15 protein-coding genes are annotated in these 19,236 nt (G+C 63.5%); 10 read left to right on the forward strand and 5 right to left on the reverse strand.

From position 1 onward, the window contains the following. Window positions 1-236: 236 nt before the first annotated feature. The 4 genes from LB515_RS27615 to LB515_RS27630 all read right to left on the reverse strand — a co-directional run bounded on the left by LB515_RS27615 (window position 237) and on the right by LB515_RS27630 (window position 4,480). Entirely contained in the window at window positions 237-791 is a 555-nt protein-coding gene (locus tag LB515_RS27615) for an HdeD family acid-resistance protein (protein WP_224544708.1), read from the reverse strand. A gap of 184 nt (window positions 792-975) precedes the next feature. Continuing rightward, entirely contained in the window at window positions 976-2,403 is a 1,428-nt protein-coding gene (locus LB515_RS27620) for a glycosyltransferase family 4 protein (protein ID WP_224709602.1), read from the reverse strand. After that, complete coding sequence (locus LB515_RS27625; protein WP_224709603.1) at window positions 2,403-3,368, reverse strand: glycosyltransferase; 966 nt, start codon at window positions 3,366-3,368, stop codon at window positions 2,403-2,405. Before LB515_RS27625 ends, LB515_RS27620 begins: the two co-directional genes overlap by 1 nt. A gap of 329 nt (window positions 3,369-3,697) precedes the next feature. Further along, the gene (locus LB515_RS27630; RefSeq protein WP_224709604.1) at window positions 3,698-4,480 is read right to left on the reverse strand and encodes a hypothetical protein; all 783 of its coding nucleotides are present in this window, start codon (window positions 4,478-4,480) and stop codon (window positions 3,698-3,700) included. A 192-nt stretch (window positions 4,481-4,672) separates the two neighbouring features. Between LB515_RS27630 and LB515_RS27635 the strand changes: the two genes are divergently transcribed. The 4 genes from LB515_RS27635 (at window position 4,673) to LB515_RS27650 (ending at window position 10,808) form a co-directional block, all read left to right on the forward strand. Continuing rightward, a complete protein-coding gene (locus tag LB515_RS27635) occupies window positions 4,673-5,755 on the forward strand; it encodes a glycosyltransferase family 4 protein (RefSeq protein ID WP_411909048.1) in 1,083 nt (360 codons plus the stop codon). A gap of 120 nt (window positions 5,756-5,875) precedes the next feature. Next, entirely contained in the window at window positions 5,876-6,673 is a 798-nt protein-coding gene (locus LB515_RS27640) for a MipA/OmpV family protein (RefSeq protein WP_224709605.1), read from the forward strand. Window positions 6,674-6,978: 305 nt separating this feature from the next. Further along, window positions 6,979-9,942 carry an isoleucine--tRNA ligase gene (gene ileS / locus LB515_RS27645; RefSeq protein WP_224709606.1) on the forward strand — a complete coding sequence of 988 codons (2,964 nt, stop codon included), beginning with the start codon at window positions 6,979-6,981 and terminating at the stop codon, window positions 9,940-9,942. A gap of 224 nt (window positions 9,943-10,166) precedes the next feature. Beyond that, window positions 10,167-10,808, forward strand: a complete 642-nt coding sequence (locus tag LB515_RS27650; RefSeq protein ID WP_411909049.1) for a hypothetical protein — start codon at window positions 10,167-10,169, stop codon at window positions 10,806-10,808. A gap of 74 nt (window positions 10,809-10,882) precedes the next feature. Here LB515_RS27650 and LB515_RS27655 read toward each other — a convergent pair whose 3' ends face one another. Further along, window positions 10,883-11,338 (reverse strand): nucleoside deaminase, encoded by a 456-nt coding sequence (locus tag LB515_RS27655; protein WP_224709607.1) that lies wholly within the window; start codon window positions 11,336-11,338, stop codon window positions 10,883-10,885. A gap of 181 nt (window positions 11,339-11,519) precedes the next feature. Between LB515_RS27655 and LB515_RS27660 the strand changes: the two genes are divergently transcribed. The 6 genes from LB515_RS27660 to LB515_RS27685 form a co-directional block, all read left to right on the forward strand. Then, window positions 11,520-13,481, forward strand: a complete 1,962-nt coding sequence (locus tag LB515_RS27660; protein ID WP_224709608.1) for a pseudouridine synthase — start codon at window positions 11,520-11,522, stop codon at window positions 13,479-13,481. Continuing rightward, entirely contained in the window at window positions 13,462-14,016 is a 555-nt protein-coding gene (gene rsmD, locus LB515_RS27665; RefSeq protein ID WP_224709609.1) for a 16S rRNA (guanine(966)-N(2))-methyltransferase RsmD, read from the forward strand. Before LB515_RS27660 ends, rsmD begins: the two co-directional genes overlap by 20 nt. 84 nt (window positions 14,017-14,100) lie before the next feature. Continuing rightward, window positions 14,101-15,462, forward strand: a complete 1,362-nt coding sequence (locus tag LB515_RS27670) for a M16 family metallopeptidase (protein ID WP_224709610.1) — start codon at window positions 14,101-14,103, stop codon at window positions 15,460-15,462. Further along, window positions 15,462-16,862: a M16 family metallopeptidase gene (locus LB515_RS27675; RefSeq protein ID WP_411969173.1), complete on the forward strand. Its 1,401-nt coding sequence runs from the start codon at window positions 15,462-15,464 to the stop codon at window positions 16,860-16,862. Before LB515_RS27670 ends, LB515_RS27675 begins: the two co-directional genes overlap by 1 nt. After that, window positions 16,859-17,716 carry a patatin-like phospholipase family protein gene (locus LB515_RS27680; protein ID WP_224709612.1) on the forward strand — a complete coding sequence of 286 codons (858 nt, stop codon included), beginning with the start codon at window positions 16,859-16,861 and terminating at the stop codon, window positions 17,714-17,716. The genes LB515_RS27675 and LB515_RS27680 overlap by 4 nt, the downstream gene beginning before the upstream one ends. 521 nt (window positions 17,717-18,237) lie before the next feature. Then, a partial coding sequence (locus tag LB515_RS27685; RefSeq protein WP_224709613.1) for a hypothetical protein occupies window positions 18,238-19,236 on the forward strand: 999 nt, incomplete at its 3' end.

Below are 19,236 nucleotides of genomic sequence, written 5' to 3' on the forward strand. Positions count from 1 at the left end.
TCCAGCCAGCATCTTGAATCACAAATCCGACCGACCGGGAATCCCTTCTGATTCAATCAAGCTATGAAACGCTCTAGGCTGCGTTGATATTCAGGTGATGCCGGCCTCCGAACGACGGTTTCCTATGCTTCCGGTGCTCACGTACGAGAAGTACGCTCCGCTCCGGTTCTCGGAAACCGCCGTTCTCGGCTCGGCCTGACCTGAATCTCAACACACCCTGGATCGCCGCTTGCGGCCTACCGCTTCAGCGCCAGCCCGATGGCGATGAAGCTCCATCCCTGGAACACCAGGTCGATCGCCAGGAAGATGCCAAGCACCCAAAGACTGTTCACCGGCCAGCCCATGGCGATCATCAGGCCGAGCAGAATGGTGATGATGCCAGCGGCCAGCAGCCATCCCCAGCCTTGCTGCGGCCGATGATGGAAGGCCACCCAGGACCGCAAAAGCCCCGAAGCGACGAGCGCGATGGCCAATAGCAGCGTCAGCACCGCCGAGGCAAGCAACGGGTTGTCGAAGGCGAAGAAGCCGGCAACGGCGTAGAGCAGGCCGCTCAGCAGCCAGTAGAAGAAACGTCCCCAGGTCTTGACCCCGAAGGCGTGGATGATCTCGATGACACCTGCCATCAGCATCAGCCAGCCGACGACATAGACGGAAGCGACGGTGGCGATGAACAGATTGCCGAAAGCGATGCCGCCGAAGATCAGCAGCAACACGCCGAGCGCCACAAACCATCCCCATTTGTCCCGCGTCTGGCCGATCGCGTCTTTCAGAGCATCGCCTTGCAAGGTCATGATCTTTCCCTCCGATGTCGCCGCGCCGCTTGCGGGTGAAAGGAAGGTAGTCCCGATGAACTTGAGCGTCCAGCGAGCAGCGCGGCGCGTGCGAAGCGCCGCCTTCGTCAGGCCGCCATTTGCCGACGAACCGACTTGGCCGGCGTCGGCCGGATGACCGCGATCGGCGGGCGTGCAGAGATCGTCAATCTGGCGGCGGCTGGACTTCGTCCGGGAAGGGCGCCAGCGTCGCCTCCAGCGTCTCCCGGCCGGCCTGCTCCCAGCTTCGCGCCACGAAATCTGTGGCCTTCGCTTCGTACGGAGCACGGGCCGCGGGCGAAGTGATCCACTGCCGCATCGCGTTTTCCCATCCTTCGACGTCGAGCGGATCAAGGCAGAGTCCCGACGAACCGACCACTTCGGCGATGGCTCCGCCCGTCGAGGCGATCAGCGCCTTGCCGTAGGCCAGCGCCTCGACAGGCGGCAGCCCATATCCCTCGTAGAGCGACGGGTACACGCAGAACGCGCTGTTGCGGTAAAGAAGGGACAGCGTATCGTCATCGACGTTGTCGAGATGAACGAGGCTCTTGCCGTAGGCAGGATGGCCGTGAAGCTTGGCCAGGATGCCGTCGACCATCCAGCCGCTGCGGCCGACGAAAACCAGCTTCATGCCGCTATGCGCGACCGTTCCGTCAAGGACAAGGCGCGTCCAGACATCCATCAGCAGCGAATGGTTCTTGCGCGGTTCGATGGTGGAAACGAAGAGGACGTAGCGATCCGTCTCGAGCCCATCCGGCAGGCGGCCGTCCGCCTTCGATTTGCGGGCACTGTCGCAGCCGAGAGGGACATGCTCCAGCTGCGGCAGGTGGATGCCGCGCTTGGCGGCATATTCCACGACATCGGTGGTGACGCGCCTCGAAGTCAGGATGAAACGGTCTGCCAGCCTCATCGCCAGATCCACATAATCCGTGAATCTCTTGACGTCGTGCGGCTTGTACCATTCGGGAAACTGGATCGGAATGATGTCGTTCAACAGCACGATCAGCTTTGCGCCGGCCAAGCGCGCCTCACGCGAAATGACCTCGATATCGGTGTGCGCCCAGTCGTTGTTCATCAAGAGCAGATGGTCGCCGGGCGAAAGATCGTACTTGTTGCCAGCCACGGTCCTGAGCGGGACGATCCGGGCGCGTGAACCGCCCACGCCAGCGACTTGCCGCCGCTCGGTTTCCTTCATTAGCCGGTTTTCGATCCGCTCGAGGAAACGAAGCAAAGGGCTGCCGGGATTGCGCAGGCCGAACGCGCCGATTTCCATTATCAGGATCCGGCGCGGTCTGATGATCGCCATCAGCGACCGCCGGGCCCAGTTCGGCCAGCGATCGTAAAAACGCATCTTGAAGCGGGCAGGGTCCGGGTAAAAGCTCATGTCGCACGAAATGTTGCCGGTGATGATCTCCGCCGCCATGGTCGGCGAAACCTGTCTAAGCACCAGCTCGATCGGGTCGAACACCGTGAATGCCACCTCGGAGGCCTTGAATGCGGCCGCCGCGGCTGCGTAGTGGCGTTGCACGCGGACCAGGCCGACCGGGGGGCCGAGCCACCGCACCATGCTCGAGAGATCGACGACAAGCCGCATCAGCTGGGCCGAATTCTTGCAGGGCGCGCGATCATCCTGCGCCAGGCCAGTCGAGGTCCTAGCGCAAGCGTCCTGAAGGAAGGGGCGCCGACAGCCGCCAGGAACAGCAGCTTGCAAGTGACGGCCATGGGTATGCCCGCGGTTCGCAACAGCAACTCGATGTCGCGTCTTTCCAGGCTGGAGATGCCGGCCCCTGTGGCGGCGCGCGATGCCAGAAAGCTCGCGATGGCCTGCGCGGGTTGGCTGTTGGCGTCGAACGGCTCGGTGCGATTGCGACGCAGCAGCGCCGACTGCCTGGCCAATGCCGCGGCAGCCTTCTGCTGGTCCTGCTTCATGCGCGATACCTGTCCCGGATGCGATCTCAGCTTCACGAGCCGCGCATCCATGTTGGCCAGTTTTCCGGTCTCGGAAAGCCGCAGCCAAAGATCGTAGTCCTCGGCATAGGTGAACGCCCGACGGTAGCCTCCCGCGCGCCGGACGGCCTCGGTCCGGAACATCACCGTCGGATGAAGCATCGGATTGTACCTGGCAAGCGCGTCCCGCAACTGGTCGTTGCCGGCCGGAACGTCTATCGGCCTCAACGGGTTTCCGTCCCGGTCGATCTGCAATCCCGCCGTGCCGAGCAACTGCAAATCGGCGTCGGCCTGGAAACACGCCACCTGCAGGCGCAACCTGTCGGACAGCGAGATATCGTCGCAATCCATGCGCGCGGCAAGAGGGGCCCGCGCGAGCGAAATCCCCATGTTCAGCGCATCGACGATCCCCTTGCCGTGGTTGGCGACAACTTTGACGCGGCCATCACGGTTGCCGATCGATGTCGCGATCGCGGCGCTGTCGTCGCAAGATCCGTCGTCGACAACGATGATTTCGATATCCGCCAGATCCTGGTCCAGGATGCTTTGCAGGGCCTCGCCGACATATTGCGCGCCGTCTCGCACCGGAATGATGACGCTTACTGTCGGCAATGGAACTTTCCTTGCAATGATTGGTCGCGACCGAATGGCCGTTGAATTCTCGGATGTCGGCAGCCTGGCTTCAAAATTCCAATTCCAAAGTTTCCTCGGTCTGTCGACCGTCAATTTCCTTGTCGCGCCGATCCGAGCGGGACCTCAAGTGCGGGCGCGAGCAGCCGCAGCACCGCCTCGCGCTTTTTCGCCTTCAACGAGAGGTCGCCATCGAGGCCGACTTCATGAAGCCAGCTTCCCCGCCATTCGCAATAGGCCCGTCTGAGCTCAACCCCAGGCAAGGCCGCGAATGCGGTTATCGGCCGTTGCGGAACTGTGCTCGGATCCACTTACCGATAGAGCGCCTCCCAGTTGGCTCCGCCGGTGTCGAGGCCGGCGAACCAGTCGAGCCCAAAATCGAGAGGCTTGCGGCCGACGGCGTCGAATCGGAAGAAGCAATAGCCAGCCCACAAATACCATCGCGAGCCTGCCCTGCGGAGGTCGCCGTGAAACGGCGCAACTTCAAGAGGCTCGAAAGGGTCGCATGGCTGCGTCGGGAAAAGATCCTGGTCCAGGAATCCGAACGCGGTCGGCGCGGCAGGCTTCAGAATATTGTGCCACATCCAGTTGAGCGCCGCGCCATGGGACCGGCTCGGGCTTCTTGCAGTCCACGGATTGGTCGGCAGCCTGACATGCGCGGCGCCATGGGTTGCGCATACCTGCCTGTTGTCGCGTGCGGAAGCTTCGCTGATGCTGTTGTCGGCAACGATGTGGAGATCATGGCGAACGAATCGTCTCGTCAGCCGCAACTGCAATTCCAGGCACTGAGCATCGCCGAAAGCGACGGTAATCAGGACACACCGATCGCGGGCGGCGGCACGGATCCCTTGGATGTCGCCATTCTTGAGCGGCTGACGCAGAAACCTCCGGTCGATTTTCCGGTAACGGGCACTCTTGACGGCATGCAGCAGCGGCTGCAGCCTCAGCCATTGCCGCAAGTCATATTCGCGCAGGGCCTTTGGCACGGCCGCCGCGGCTTTCAGTCGGACCCGGCTTGGCAGCCACGATCGCCCCGTGGAATTTTCATGCGCGCTCCAATTGAGTTTTTTGAAAAAGCTCGAATGCAACAGCATCCAGGTCTCTTGATAACGGGCTATATACAGCATATGCGTCTTTTCAACACGACCAACATTTGAGCGCCCGGCGTGTTTGTTTGAATGGGGAAGTCTGGGGCGCACCCGGGGTCTCTCTCCGATCTGACCTGGGGGTGGGGTGGCGCTCCGGAAAACGCGATGAGAATCTGCTGCGCAATCTCTACCCTCTTCATGAATGGGGGTCTGCAGAGGGATTGTCTCAATATCAGCGACCGATTGGTCGGGCGCGGCCACAGCGTGACGATCCTGACGACGCGCCAGGTCGGTCATGTCGAGAGTTCGGCTACGATAAAAATCCAGCCGGCAAGGGTTCTCTCCAATCCGGGCACCGAATATGCGCTGGGAAGGTCGGTGCTGACGGCCAGGCGCGACTTCGACTGCGTGGTCGGTTTCAACAAGATGGCGGGTCTGGACATCTACTATGCCGGCGATCCGCCCTATTTTGTGTCGAAGCTCGGATGGTGGCGGCCGTTTTCGCCCCGCTTCATGCGCCAGCAGAATCTCGAATCGATGATCTTTGCCCCTGGCAACACCGTGCAGATCATTGCGCTCAGCGAAAACCAGGCAGCGCTTTACCGAGACTTCTGGCGAACCGAGGAATCGCGCATTCACGTCGTCGGCCCGACGCTCGATCCGAAACGCCGCAGACCGGAACTGCTCACTGTCGACCGCAATGAGATCCGCGATCGTTTTGGGCTTCCCCGCAAATCCGTCATTGCCTTGACCATCGCCAACAGATTGAAGGTGAAGGGTCTCGATCGGGCGGTAAAGGGCCTGCAGCCGTTCCCGGATATCCATTGGCTGATCGCCGGTCTTCGAAAAGGCAGCGAGGAGGAAACGCGACTTCGCGCCCTGATTGCCAAATCCGGCATGTCGGAACGGGTTACCCTGCTGGGCATCCAGGAAGACATTCCGGCGATTGTGGTTGCAAGCGATTTCATGCTGCATCCGGCTCGTCTTGAAAATACAGGCACGGTGATCCTCGAGGCACTCGCAAACGGCTTGCCCGTCATCGCATCGGACGCCTGCGGATATGCAAAATATGTCGAAGCCAGCGGAGCGGGGCTGGTTGTGGCCAACCGCGACGATCCTGAAATCTGGCGGCAGGCAATCCTGAAGGCCGGCAACCCGGCGGTCCCCGCGCAATGGCACAAGGCGGCTCTTGCCTACGGGGCATCGAACCCGCTTACCGGCGGACTGGAAGCGGCCTGCGATCTGATAGAGACGTCTCGCCGCACCCGGCGTGTCGCCTAATTCGTCCGTCGATTCCGCTGGTTCCGACGTCATGACTTTAAGTCAAATTTTACCGAACGCACGGCATGGCTTGAGCGCTGGCAGGTGGTGCTGCCGGCGCGTTTCGCGTAAGGGGTGACGATGCGTATTGTCGGGACGATTCCGCTGGCCGTTGCCATGGGCCTGTCCACCGCGCCCGTCGCCCAGGCGGGCGAGGGCAGCTGGATATCCGGCGACTGGTATCTGACGCTCGGCGCCACAGCACTGGTCGCGCCGAATTTCGAGGGCGGCAAGAAATATATGCTCAGCGCCCAGCCGATCATTTCGCTCGGCAAGGTCGGTCCGGAGGCGCGTTTCACCTCGCGCAACGACAACATCTCGCTGGCGCTGATCGATGACGGTTCCGTTCGCGCCGGCTTGACCGGCAAATTCATATTCTCGCGCGAGAGCAAGGATGAGCTCAAGGGGCTCGATCCGGTGCGCTTCGGCGGCGAGGTGGGCGGCTTCTTCGAATTTTATCCGCTGGACTGGTTGCGCGCGCGGGCCGAGTTGCGGCATGGCATCCGCTCCCACGACGGCTTCGTCGCCGATATCGCGGCCGACGCCTTCTACGACATCACGCCGACCGTTCGCATTTCCGGCGGTCCGCGCGTTTCCTTCGCCTCGTCGGACTATTTCGACGCCTATTACGGCGTCAATGCCAAGGAAGCGGCGGCTTCGGGCTTGAGCGAGTACCATCCGGGCGGCGGTGTGAAGTCGACAGGCCTCGGCGGCGCGATCACCTGGAAGGTGACCGAGCCGATGACGGCGAGCGTCTTCACCGAATATTCGCGCCTGATGGGGCCGGCTGCCGATTCCAGCCTGGTCAAGGAACGGGGCGACCGCAACCAGTGGACCTTCGGTGTCTCGACCACTTACCGCTTCAATTTCACGATGTAGGTCGCGAAAGCGGCCTCATGCCTTGAAATCCGCGCTTTATTCCTGCCGCGCCATCCGCTAAAAGCCACGCCATGACGAGCTTTTCGCGCCTTTTCGCGATCGCGATACGAATTACGGGCCCGGTGTTCCGGGCGGCCTGAGCGCCGCTGGAGCCGCCGGGAGTTTTCGCGCGCGCCCCTCGCGTTTTTTCATGAACATCAACGCATATCGCCCAAAGGTGGCTTCGTTTTTGGGAAAACGATATGCGTCAAGGCAAGACCTGAACGCCCGGCTTTTGTCGTCGGGTACCCTGAGATGGCAGATCAATGACCGACACTGTTGAGACGATCGACTATTCCAAAACGCTTTATTTGCCGCAGACGGATTTCCCCATGCGCGCCGGCCTGCCCGAGAAGGAGCCTGGCCTGGTCAAGCGCTGGCAGGACATGGACCTTTACAGAAAGCTGCGCGAGGAGGCCGCCGGCCGCGAGAAATTCGTGCTGCATGACGGCCCGCCCTACGCCAACGGCAACATCCATATCGGCCATGCGCTGAACAAGATCCTCAAGGACGTCATCAACCGCTCCTTCCAGATGCGCGGCTATGACGCCAACTACGTGCCGGGTTGGGACTGCCACGGCCTGCCGATCGAATGGAAGATCGAGGAGCAGTATCGCGCCAAGGGCAAGAACAAGGACGAGGTGCCGGTCAACGAGTTCCGCAAGGAATGCCGCGACTTCGCGGCTCATTGGATCAAGGTGCAGGGCGACGAGTTCCAGCGCCTCGGCGTCATCGGCGATTTCGACAATCCCTATACGACCATGGCTTACCATGCCGAGTCGCGCATTGCCGGCGAACTGTTGAAATTCGCCATGTCCGGTCAGCTCTACCGCGGCTCGAAGCCGGTGATGTGGAGTGTGGTCGAGCGTACCGCGCTCGCAGAGGCCGAGGTCGAGTATCAGGACTATGAGAGCGACACGATCTGGGTGAAGTTTCCGGTCGCGAGTCTTGCCCAGCCGGTCGCGGGCGCCGCGCCGGCGCTGGACGAGGCCGCGCTCGATCTGGTCGAGGCGCATGTCGTCATCTGGACGACCACACCCTGGACCATTCCCGGCAACCGCGCCGTGAGCTATTCGCCGCGCATCGCCTATGGCCTCTATGAGGTGACGGCGGCCGAGAACGCCTTCGGTCCGCAGCCCGGCGAGAAGCTGATCTTTGCCGACGCGCTGGCCGAGGACTGTGCGGCCAAGGCCAAGGTCACGTTCAACAGGCTTCATAGCGTCTCGGCCGAACAGCTTGGGAAGCTTACGCTTTCGCATCCTTTCAAAGGGCTCGGCGGCGGCTATGAATTCCCGGTGCCGATGGTTGCCGGCGAGCATGTCACCGACGATGCTGGCACCGGCTTCGTGCACACCGCGCCCGGCCATGGCCGCGAGGACTTCGATGCCTGGATGGAAGCCGCAAGCCAGCTGAGGGCACGCGGCGTCGATACCGCGATCCCCTTCACGGTCGACGATGCCGGCTTCTTCACCAAGGACGCGCCGGGCTTCGGCCCCGGGCGCGAGGGCGGTGCGGCGCGCGTCATCGATGACAACGGCAAGAAGGGCAACGCCAATCAGGCGGTCATCGACGAGCTGATCAAGCGCAACGCGCTCTTCGCGCGCGGCCGGCTGAAGCACAGCTATCCGCACTCCTGGCGCTCCAAGAAGCCGGTCATCTTCCGCAACACGCCGCAATGGTTCGTCTATATGGACAAGGACCTTGGCGACGGCACGACGCTGCGCGGTCGCGCGCTGAAGGCGATCGACGGCACCCGCTTCGTGCCGGCGGCGGGCCAGAACCGCATCCGCGCCATGATCGAGGAGCGCCCGGATTGGGTGCTGTCGCGCCAGCGCGCCTGGGGCGTGCCGATTGCCGTCTTCGCCGACGAGGACGGCAATGTGCTGAAGGACGAGGCCGTCAACCGGCGCATCATGGACGCTTTCGAGAAGGAAGGCGCCGACGCCTGGTTCGCCGAAGGCGCCAAGGCGCGCTTCCTCGGCAATCACGATGCCTCGAAATGGCACCAGGTGATGGACATCCTCGACGTCTGGTTCGATTCCGGCTCGACGCATGTCTTCACGTTGGAAGACCGTCCGGATCTCAAATGGCCGGCCGACGTCTATCTCGAGGGCTCGGATCAGCATCGCGGCTGGTTCCATTCCTCGCTGCTCGAAAGCTGCGGCACCAGGGGCAGGGCGCCTTACGACACGGTCATCACCCATGGCTTCACCATGGACGAGGAAGGCCGCAAGATGTCGAAGTCGCTCGGCAACACCGTCGTGCCGCAGGACGTCATCAAACAGTCCGGCGCCGATATCCTGAGGCTCTGGGTGGTGACGACCGATTATTGGGAAGACCAGCGCCTCGGCAAGAACGTGCTGCAGACCAATATCGACGCCTACCGCAAGCTCAGGAACACCATCCGCTGGATGCTGGGCACGCTCGCTCATGACGACGGCCAGGATGTGCCGGTCGAGGCGATGCCGGAACTGGAGCGGCTGATGCTGCACCGGCTGTCGGAGCTGGACGAGGTGGTGCGCCAGGGCTACGACGCGTTCGAGTTCAAGCGCATCACCCGCACGCTGCTCGACTTCATGGTGGTGGAGCTTTCGGCCTTCTATTTCGACATCCGCAAGGACGCGCTCTATTGCGACGCGCCGTCGAGCCTGCGTCGCAAGGCGGCCGTGCAGGTGGTGCGCCACCTCTTCGAATGCCTGGTGAAATGGCTGGCGCCGATGCTGCCCTTCACCACCGAGGAAGCCTGGCTCGACCGCCATCCGCAAGCCGTATCGGTGCATCTCGATCAGTTCCCGGCGATCCCGCAGAACTGGCGCAACGAGGCGCTGGCCGAGAAATGGCGCAAGGTAAGGCAAGTGCGCCGTGTCGTCACCGGCGCGCTGGAGATCGCGCGCGCCGAGAAGCTGATCGGTTCGTCGCTCGAGGCCGTGCCGGTGGTGACGCTCGACGACGCCGCGCTGGAGGCGGCGATCGCCGATGTCGACATGGCCGAGATGGCGATCACCAGCGATCTCGTCGTCAAGCATGGCAAAGCCCCGGAAGGCGCCTTCACGCTCGACGACGTCAAGGGCGTGGCGGTGGTGGTGGAGAAAGCCGAGGATCGCGGTCTGGTCAAATGCGCGCGCTCCTGGCGCTACACCGCCGATGTCGGCCAGGACTCGGAATTCCCGGACGTTTCGGCCCGCGATGCGGCCGTGCTGCACGAGCTGAAGGCGCTTGGCCGTTTATAAGCCGGTGCAAAAGCAGCGCGCCGGGTGGCCGGAAACCCGCCCGTGCGTTGCCCTTGACGAGCGGTTGAGGTAAACACGCGACACTCCGGCAGACAAATTGTCGCCGGATTTCCATCGCAAATGCGGGGAAGCAGGGGACCGTGCCCTTGGCCGGTGGCGACCGAAAGGCTGTTAGAGTGGGACTTTTTGGCATGACCGACAGAACGTTTGCGCGCGCCGCGCTGATGGCGCCGCTTGTGGTATCGGCCATCGCAATGTCCGGCTGCGTGAGCTCGCCCACCTACGGGACCGGCAAGACCGCTGCCGCGCAGCTCTTCGATGATGTTTCCGGCGCTGCCGCGATCACGCCGAAGCGTCGCGATCCGATCGACTACAAGCCGCGTCCTGAACTGGTGAAGCCAGCTCCTGGGCAGAAGGAAAGCTTGCCCGCGCCGCAGCAGAGCATCCAGACGGCGAGCGCCGACTGGCCCGAATCCCCGGAGGCGCGCCGCGCCCGCATCCGCGCCGACGCCACCGCGCACCAGAACGATCCGAACTACCAGCCTGAAGCGGCCGAGGATGTCCAGACCGATCCCGAAGCGGTGAAGAAGGCGATGGCGGATTCGGGTTCCAGCCACCCGCCGCGCTGGTCGCCGGATGATTCCAGCGCCACGCGCCGCGCCGAGGTTCAGCGCCGGCTGGCCGAACAGAAGCAGGGCGATCCGACCACTCGCAAATATCTGAGCGAGCCGCCGCTTGCCTATCGTCAGGCGGCCGCCACCGCGCCGCAGAACGAGCTCGGCGAGGACGAGTACAAGAAGGAGCGCCGTCTCAAGGCGCAGGCCGAAGGCAAGAAGGGCGGCTGGTTCGACTGGCTGGGGCTGTGAAATAGTCATTAGTCATTAGTCAGTAGTCAGTAGTCAGTGGTGACTGCTTCACTACTCACTAACCACTACTCACTTCACCCACCATCCCGTTTCTCGCGAAAAAAATCCTTGAGGATGAGGGCGGCGTCGCTTTCGCCGATCCCCGCATAGACATCCGGCGCGTGATGGCAGGTGGGCGAGGCGAAGAAGCGCGCGCCGTTGACCACGGCGCCGCCTTTCTCGTCGGCGGCGCCGAAATAGAGCCGCCGCAGCCGGGCGAAGGAGATCGCGCCGGCGCACATCGCGCAGGGCTCCAGCGTCACATAGAGATCGTGGCCGGTGAGACGCTCGCTTGCGAGCTTCCGGCAGGCCTCGCGGATCGCCAGCATCTCGGCATGCGCGGTCGGGTCCGAGAATTCGCGCGTGCGGTTGCCGGCTTTCGCGACCACCGTGCCGCCATTCGCGATCACGGCGCCGACCGGCACTTCGCCGCGGCCGGCGGCCGCTTCGGCCTCTTCAAGCGCCAGAGCCATGAAATCCGGTCGTTTCAAGCGGTCTCCATTCCGATTACTCCTCGCCACCCGACAGCGATCCTGTTATCTAGCGCGAGACCTTGAAAACCGGAATCGGTTTTTGCCGCGCTGGCATATGCGCAAAATCAAGAATGACACTGCCTGCGTTGGGCGTCCGCAAGGGCGCGCGGCGTCGTAGCAGGCAAAGACGAGCAAAGTAATGAACGACGACAAGAAATCTCCACGCGGGCCGCGCAAAGGCGGCTCGAAACCGGCGGGCCGGCGAGACGGCAAGCCGGCCTATGGCACCAAGAAGCCGTTCGCCAAGCGCGAGCGGCCCGCGGCTGCCGAAGGCGAGCGCCGCTATGGCGAGCGTAGCTATAAGCCACGCGAAACGGGCGAGGGCGCCGGGCGCGCCGAAAAGCCGTTCAACAAAGGTCCGCGTCCCGACGGCAAGCCCTTCGAGAAGCGCGATGGCCGCAAACCTTACACGCCGCGCGGCGACCGGCCGATGGCGGCCGAAGGCGAGCGCCCGGCCCGCGACTTCAAGCGCAGCTACAAGCCGCGTGAAACGGGGGAAGGCGGGGAGCGAGGCGACAGGCCGTTCCGCAAAGGTCCGCCGCGCGACGGCAAGCCCTTCGACAAGCGTGAGAGCCGCAAGCCCTATACGCCGCGGGGCGAGCGGCCGGTGGCGGCTGAAGGCGAACGGGGCGAACGACGTTTCGATCGCCCCAAGCGCGCGTTCGATGACGGTCCCAAACGCGATTTCGCCGACCGGCCGAAGCGAGACTTCAGCGATCGTCCGCAGCGCGATGGCGTCGCAAGAAAACCGGAAGGCGGCTTCAAGCCGCGGCCGCGGCCCTCGGAAGCCGCGCCGGAAAGCGGCGAGCGCATCGCCAAGCGGCTGGCGCGCGCCGGCATCGCCTCGCGCCGCGACGCCGAGGAATTGATCGCCGCCGGCCGCGTCAAGGTGAACGGCAAGGTGCTGGACTCGCCGGCCTTCAATGTCGGCGCCGACGACATCATCCATCTCGACGGCACCGAGATTCCCCCGATCGAGCGCACGCGTCTCTTCCTGTTCCACAAGCCGGCGGGAGTCGTCACCACCAATCGCGATCCGGAAGGCCGCAGGACCGTCTTCGACGTGCTGCCGCCCGACCTGCCGCGGCTGATGACGATCGGCCGGCTCGACATCAACACCGAGGGCCTGCTGCTTTTGACCAATGACGGCGGGCTGTCCCGCGTGCTCGAATTGCCCGCGACCGGCTGGCTGCGGCGCTATCGTGCGCGCGTCCACGGCAAGGTCGAGGAGAGCGCGCTCGCCGGCCTGCGCGAAGGCATCGCCGTCGACGGCGTCTTCTACGGCTCGATCGAAGCTTCGCTCGATCGCGAGCAGGGCACCAATGCCTGGCTGACGCTCGGCCTGCGCGAAGGCAAGAACCGCGAGGTGAAGAACATCCTCGGCGCGCTTGGCCTCGACGTGACGCGGCTTATCCGCATTTCCTACGGGCCGTTCCAGCTCGAGGACCTGCCGGAGGGCCACGTGCTCGAGATCAAGGGCCGCGTGTTGCGCGAGCAGCTTGGCGAGCGGCTGATCGAGGAATCCGGCGCCAATTTCGATGCCGAAATCCAAAAGCCGTTCTCCAACAAGCCGGTGCGCGGCGGCGGGCCTCGCCGTGAAGAGGCCGACCGGCCGAAATTCACGCGCGACGGCGACCACCGACCGATCGGCGAGGGCGGGCTGATCAAGGCGCGCAAGCGCCGCGAAGGCAGCCGCGACGAGGCGCTGAGCAAGCTCTCGACAAAGCCGGACAGGGCATTTGGGCCGGACAGGGCGTTCGGCGAGCGCGGCCCGAAATCCGACCGCGGCGGTTTCGGCGACAAGCCGCGGTTTGGGGGCAAGAAATCCGAGCGCGAGCAGCGGCCGATCGAGCCGCCGGGCCAGCGCAAGGCCAATGTCTGGATGGCGCCGGGCGCCCGGCCGATCGGCAAGGGCAGGGCGGAGGCCGATGCCGCCAAGGCCGCCGAGGCGAAGGCGCGCAAGGCATCCTACAGGCCGGGCGGCAAGGGCAAGCCGGGCGCGAAGCCGTTCGGCAAGCCTCGCGGCGAGCGTCCTGAAGGCGATGGCGGCGACAGGCCGCGCGGTCCGAAGAGGGGCGGCGATGCGGATCGTCGGCGGTGAATTCCGCGGGCGTCCGCTGGCGACGCCGAAAAGCAATGCCATCCGCCCGACCACCGACCGCACCCGCGAGGCGGTGTTCAACGTCCTGGCGCATCGCTACGCGGAAAAGCTCGAGGGCGGCCGCGTGCTCGACCTTTTCGCCGGCACCGGCGCGCTCGGACTTGAGGCGCTGTCGCGCGGCGCCTCCTACTGCGTCTTCATCGAAGAATCGACCGAAGGGCGAGGCCTGATCCGCGAGAACGTCGAGGCCTATGGGCTCACCGGCCGCACCAAGATTTTTCGTCGCGACGCCGCTCATTTGGGCGAAGCCGGCACGATCTCGCCCTTCGGCCTGGTCTTCGCCGATCCGCCCTATGGCAAAGGGCTCGGCGAGCGCGCGCTGCGCTCGGCCAAAGCCGGCGGCTGGCTTCTGCCTGGCGCGCTCTGCGTCGTCGAGGAGGCTGCCTCGGCGCCATTCGAGCCGGGCGCCGGTTTTTCCGTGATGGACGAGCGCAATTACGGCGAAACGATCATCCGCTTCGTCGAGGCCAACTAGCCTCGCCTCGAAAATGCCGAACAAATCACTTTGCCTCACCAGCGAACCTTGCCTATCGTCGCGCAACCGCGACCGGAGAACTTGATGAGACAAACAGGGATTGGGCTGCGCGCAGCGCTTCTGGCGGGCGCGCTGGCGCTTGCCGCGGCTGCTCCGGCCCGCGCGGCCGATGACGGCGAGGTCAAGGATTTCCTGCTCGACAACGGCATGGAAGTGGTCATCGTCCCGGACCATCGCGCCCCGATCGTCACCCACATGGTCTGGTACAAGATCGGCAGCGCCGACGAGCCGCCCGGCAAATCCGGCATCGCGCATTTCTTCGAGCACCTGATGTTCAAGGCCACGACAAATCACGCCGCCGGCGAGTTCGACCGCGCCGTGTCCGAGATCGGCGGCTCCAACAACGCCTTCACCTCTTACGACTACACCGCCTTCCACGAGACGGTGCCGCCTTCGGCGCTCGAGCAGATGATGGGCTTCGAGGCCGATCGCATGCGTAACCTCATCCTGACCGACGATGTCATCAAGACCGAGCGCGACGTGATCCTGGAGGAGCGCCGCTCGCGCATCGACGGCAACCCGCAGGCGGTGCTCGACGAGGAGGTCGACGCGACGCTCTGGCAGAACCAGCCTTACCGCATTCCGGTGATCGGCTGGATGCAGGAGATGGAGCAGTTGAACCGTCCGGACGCGAAAGCCTTCTACGACGCCTATTATCGGCCGAACAACGCCGTGCTGGTGGTGGTGGGCGACGTCGATCCCGACGCGGTGAAGGCGATGGCCGAAAGGACCTACGGCAAGGTCGCCCGCGGCCCGGACCTGCGGCCGCGCATCCGTCCCGTCGAGCCCGAGCAGAACACGAAGCGCACGGTGACGCTGACCGACGCGCGCGTCTCGGTGCCGAGTTTTTCGACGCAATGGGTGGTGCCGTCCTATCACACGGCCAAGCCCGGCGAAGCCGAGGCGCTCGACCTGCTTGCCGAGATCCTCGGCGGCGACAACCGCAGCAGGTTGTACCAGCAGCTCGTCGTCAAGCAGGGTATCGCTTCCGAGGCCGGCGCCTATTTCCAGGGCACCATGCTCGACGCCACCAACTTCACCGTCTATGGCGCCCCGCGCGGCGACGCCAAGCTTGTCGATATCGAGGCGGCGGTCGATGCCGAGATCGCCCGCATCGTCAAGGACGGCGTCAGCGACGATGAGCTGGAGCGGGCCAAGACCCGCTATGTGCGCTCCATGATCTTTGCGCGCGACAAGCAGGACGACATGGCCAACATGTACGGCTCGACGCTTGCGACGGGCGGCAATGTCAAGGACGTCCAGGAATGGCCCGACCGCATCCGCAAGGTAACCGCCGATGAGGTCAAGGCCGTCGCTGCCCGCTATCTGGTGCTCGATCGCTCAACCAGTGGCTATCTCTTGCCGCAGCAGCAGGCGGGGAATTGATGATGAGCATGGTTCTTGGCCGCACGAGCACCTTTCCTTCTCCCACAACGGGAGAAGGTGGGCGCGTCTATCGCGCCGTTGCCATCTTTTGCTTCGCCCTGTTCTTCCTGCTTTTGCCGGCGCTTGCCGCGCGCGCCGAAATGAACATCCAGGAGGTGAAGTCCAAGAAGGGCGTCACCGCCTGGCTGGTGGAAGACCATTCGATCCCGCTGGTTGCGATCCGTTTCGTCTTCGACGGCGGCACGGCGCAGGATCCGGCCGGCAAGGAAGGCCTGGTCAACCTGATGACCGGCCTGTTCGACGAGGGCGCCGGCGACCTCGACAGCGAGGCCTTCCAGGTGAAGCTCGACGATGCCGGCGCCGAGATGAGTTTTCAGGCCGCCCGCGATGGCACCTATGGTTCGATGCGCATGTTGTCCGAGCAGAAGGACGAGGCTTTCGGCCTGCTGAAGCTGGCGGTGAACAGTCCGCGCTTCGACCAGGCGCCGATCGACCGCATCCGCGCCCAGATACTGTCCGGGATCCTCGCCAACGAACGGGATCCCAACACGATCGGCCAGCAGCGCTGGCTCCGCGCGATCTATGGCCAGCATCCCTATGCGCGGCCGGACGAGGGCAACAAAGACAGCCTCGCCACCATCACTGCGGACGACCTCAGGGCCTTCCACAAAGCAAATTTCGCCCGCGGCGGCCTGCATGTGGCGGTGGTGGGCGATATCGACGCCGCCACGTTGAGCAGCAGGCTCGACGAGGTGTTCGGCGACCTGCCGGACAAGCAGGCGCTGGCGCCGATTGTCGACGTCACGCCCAAGCTCGGCCAGCAGCTCGAAGTGAATTACGACTTGCCGCAGACCTCCCTGCAGCTTGCCTGGCCGGGCGTGAAGCGAAGCGATCCCGATTTCTACGCCGCCGCGCTGATGAACGAGATACTCGGCGGCTCGACATTCACGTCGCGTCTCTACGAAGAGGTGCGCGAGAAGCGCGGCCTTGCCTATAGCGTCAGCTCCGATCTCGTCGATCACGAGCATTCCAACGCGCTGCTGGTGACGACGGCGACGCGTTCCGACCGCGCGGCCCAAACGCTTGCGATCGTGCGCCAGGTGGTGAAGGACATGGCTGAGAACGGCCCCTCGGAGGAGGAGCTCGCGGCGACCAAGAAATACATGGTCGGCGCCTACGCCATCAGCAATCTGGATTCGTCCAGCTCCATCGCCGCGACGCTGGTGGAGCTGCAGATCGATCATCTCGGCATCGATTATATCAAGCGGCGCGCGGCTCTCATCAACGCGGTGACGCTGGCCGACGTCAAGGCGGCGGCAAAGAAGCTCCTGTCCTCCGATCCGGCGGTGATGGTCATCGGGCCGCCGCTGGTTCAGGTGGCGGGAGGCCGCAAGGGATGAGCCCGACCTTCGGGGTGGCCTTCGGCGGCGGTGGCGCGCGCGGTCTTGCGCATATCCATATCATCGAGGCTCTCGACGAGCTTGGCATCAAGCCGGCGGCGATTGCCGGCTCTTCGATCGGCGCCATCATGGGTGCCGGCATGGCGTCGGGCATGAAGGGTGCCGAGATTCACGATTATGCCCGGTCGATCCTCGGCAGCCGGGCCGAAGTAGCGGCGCGCATGTGGCGCTCGCGGCCGGGCACGATCGCCGAAGCCATGCAGGGCGGCATCCGCGTCGGCCAGTTCAATATCGAGCGCATCCTGAAGGCGTTCCTGCCTCAGGATATCCCCGCCGCCTTCGAAGAGCTGAAGATTCCGCTCAAGGTGACGGCGACCGACTATTTCGGCCACAAGCTCGCCGTGTTCGCCGAGGGTGAATTGCATTCGGCGCTTGCGGCCTCGGCCGCCATTCCGGCGGTGTTCCGCCCTGTGGTGCGCAATGATTGCCTGCTGATCGACGGCGGCATCTACAATCCCGTCCCCTTCGATCTCCTCGAAAAGGATGCCGATATCGTCATCGCAATCGACGTGGTCGGCGCGCCGAGCGACGCCGAGCGCAAGCATCCGACTACGGTCGACCTGATGTATGGCGCCTCGCAGCTGATGATGCAGTCGATCATCGCCAACAAGCTGCAGCAGTCCAGCCCCGACATACTGATACGTCCAAAAGTCTCGAAATACCGTGTGCTCGATTTTCTCAAGATCGAGGCGCTGATGGCCGAGACGGCGGAGATCAAGGACGAGCTGAAGCGCGCCGTGGAGAAGGCCGTGGAAGCGTATGGCGGCAGGCAGGGCAACAAGAAGGTGGTCTGAGAGCTTCCTCCAGCCGCATCGCTTCAGGTGCCATGGCTGCGCAAGAGGTCTGACACCGAAGTCTGAACGGTCGGCGCAAAGGTCCCTTATAAAATAAGACTTAAGAATAGAGCGAAGTATTCTTTATGCCGAATAAACGAATTCGCGCCCTTGGTTTGAGGTTTGTCATTAACTCTTCATCGAATTGCCCGTTGACGCACGCTGCGGTAGAGTTAATAATATCCTAATATAGTAGCGTGAATCGTCTCGAGACCGGCAACAACGAGATACTGCGCTACTGGGGTAGGGGAAACGCAGCGCGGCGATCGCCGTCGCTTTTAGCCGTCGCTATCGAGCCGCCAGCAGTCGTGAGCAGCCACCTTGCGTGTGGCACTTGCTGCCGGCCGATGATCGCTGCTTGCTGGATGCCACGTCGATCCTCCTCCCGCACGGAATTGGGCGCCGATCTTGGCGCCGTTGCATGGGGTAGTTAGCCGCCGTGGCGGCCAAAAGACGCGCGAGCGTCTGTGGAGGAAATGACGATGAGTGACATTGGCAGTGGTGTGCTTCTCGAGGCCACGTCGATTGGTTCCGGTACAGGTAACTACGATTCCTTCTTCCGCTTGCAGGCGACAGGTGTCGAGCAAGGCTTCAACACCGATCAGAATGGCAACGTCCTCGACGACAAGGCCTCGTTCACGCACAGCCTGCAATGGGGCAATCTGCAGCCGATCACCGTCAACGGCATCCAATATATCGAGTTCCGGCTGGACCTTAACGAAAACGTCAATGCCAACATCACGCTGACCGATCTCAGGGTCTATATTTCCAACCACGACGCGACCCTTACCGACTATAATGCCGGCTTCTCCGGCTTCGTCTCGGTCTTCGACATGCCCGGCACGCAGGTGCTGACGGACTCCAATCACGGTTCCGGCACGGATGACTACCGCGTGCTTGTCCCGGTCAGCTCCTTCCTCAGTGCCGGCGCGACGTCCAGCTCCTACGTCACGCTCTACTCGAGCTTCTCAGGCTCGGATGGCGGCTTCGAGGAGTGGCGCACCACGACGGTCCCAAGCGTTTCGACCCAACCCGGAATCGCCATCGACAAGCAGACGGTCGACGGTGCGGTCTCCGGAGACGGCCTAAACGTCCTTGCAGGCGATTCGATCTCCTGGAAGTATACGATCACCAATACCGGCAACGTTGCGTTGTCGAACGTCGTCGTGACCGACGACCACAACGTCGTCGTCTCACCGGTGCTCAGCGGCGGCTTCAATGTCGGCGACACCAACCATGACAACAAGCTCGACACGACCGAGACCTGGATTTTCACTGGCTCCGGTACGGCGATCTCCGGGAATTATTCTAATATCGGTACTGTGACGGCTTCAACGGGCACGGGCACGGTAACCGATTCCGATCCTTCGAATTACTTCGGCGCCGATCCTGAGATCACCATCGACAAGGTGACGGTGGATGGCGGCAGCGAGGGCGACGGCCACACCATCCTGGCCAACGAGGCGATCTCGTGGAAGTAC

This window comes from Mesorhizobium sp. CA15 (assembly GCF_020165215.1).
Classification (GTDB): domain Bacteria; phylum Pseudomonadota; class Alphaproteobacteria; order Rhizobiales; family Rhizobiaceae; genus Mesorhizobium.